A 1,496-nucleotide genomic window follows, 5' to 3' on the forward strand; every position below is an offset into this window, starting at 1 on the left:
GCGGCGAGGTACCCGGCCGTGAAAAGGGCGACGAGGGGCCAGGGCAGGGTGGGGGTGCGGGGGGACACAGGCGTTCCTGGACGTGCGAGGGTGCGGCTCCGGACCCCGACGACCGCGGCCCGGCAAGGGAATTGGGCGGCTGTCGACGGACAGGGACGCGCGGAGAATTTGTATCAAGGTCACGGAGCGCGGAAGAAACGCGAAGGGTGTGATGTGAGTCACGTTGCGTTTGGGGTGTGTGCGACGGGGTAGCCGAGGTCGCCCCGGTTGCGCGGAAGGGATCTCAACTGCCCTGCCGTGCGGGGGAGTTCACGTCAGGCCGAGCGGCGGAAGCCGATCGTGGGGACCGCGCGGCGCAGCGGCCAGGGGGCCACGGGCCCCTCGGGGAGGAAGTCCTCCAGGAAGGCGTAGCGGCGCAGGGCGGCCGGGTCCTGGACGTCGAGGGACCGCACCCGGCGCCACCACGCGGCGATCTCGGACCAGCCGGGCGCCGACAGCGACCCGCCGAACTCCTGCACCGACAGGGCGGCGGTCAGCCCGGCGAAGGCCAGCCGGTCCGCCAGGGGCCAGTCCGCGAGGGTGCCGGTGACGAAACCGGCCACGAACACATCGCCGGCGCCCGTGGGGTCGAGAGCCTCCACCGCGATCGCCGGTACCTCCGCCGTCTCGCCGGTACGGCCGTCCACCGCGTACGCGCCCTCCGCGCCGAGCGTCACCACCGCCACCGGGACGTGCTCCGTGAGCGCGCGTGCGGCGGCGCGGGGGCAGTCGGCGCGGGTGTACCGCATCGCCTCCTCCGCGTTCGGCAGGAACGCCTCGCAGTGGGCGAGGTCGGGCAGCCCCGCCAGATCCCAGGCGCCGGTCTCGTCCCAGCCGACGTCCGCGAAGATCCGGGTGCCCTTGCGCGCGGCCTGCGCGATCCAGGGGGCGCGCACACCGGGCGCGAGGGAGGCGACGGCGGCGCGCGCGTACGGCGGGCACTCCGGCGCGGACTCCTCCGTGGGGGCGGTGTGGCCGTGGGAGACCATCGTGCGTTCGCCCTCGTACGCCATGGAGACGGTGACCGGGGAGTGCCAGCCGGGGACGGTGCGGGAGGTGGACAGGTCGATGCCCTCGCCCTGCTCCAGGGCGTCCCAGCAGTACTCGCCGTAGTGGTCGTCGCCGAAGGCCGCGGCGAGGGAGGTCCGCAGGCCGAGCCGGGCCAGCGCCGTGGCCATGTTCGCCACGCCGCCGGGGCTGGACCCCATGCCGCGGGCCCAGGACTCGGTGCCGCGGACCGGGGCGGAGTCGAGGCCGGTGAAGATGATGTCGAGGAAGACGGTGCCGGTCAGATACACGTCCCAGGGCGGGTCGTCCGGGGTCCGCAGGGCCGACAGCGGGTCGACCTGGGGCCGGTGGTGTGGACGCTCCCCTTTGAACGCGGTCACGGTGTGCTCCCTGGCGGTGGTGCGTGGATCTGGCCAGTCTGCACCAAAACGCTCCGCTGGGTGGGGTGG

General features: G+C 74.0%; 1 protein-coding gene. It reads right to left on the bottom strand.

Annotated elements, in window-relative coordinates:
• Positions 1-314: 314 nt before the first annotated feature.
• Positions 315-1,427: a carbohydrate kinase family protein gene (locus AOK15_RS39315; protein ID WP_055523802.1), complete on the bottom strand. Its 1,113-nt coding sequence runs from the start codon at positions 1,425-1,427 to the stop codon at positions 315-317.
• Between the last annotated feature and the right edge of the window lie 69 nt (positions 1,428-1,496).

This window comes from Streptomyces ossamyceticus, from assembly GCF_001418475.1.
In the GTDB taxonomy this organism is placed as follows: Bacteria; Actinomycetota; Actinomycetes; order Streptomycetales; family Streptomycetaceae; genus Streptomyces; species Streptomyces ossamyceticus.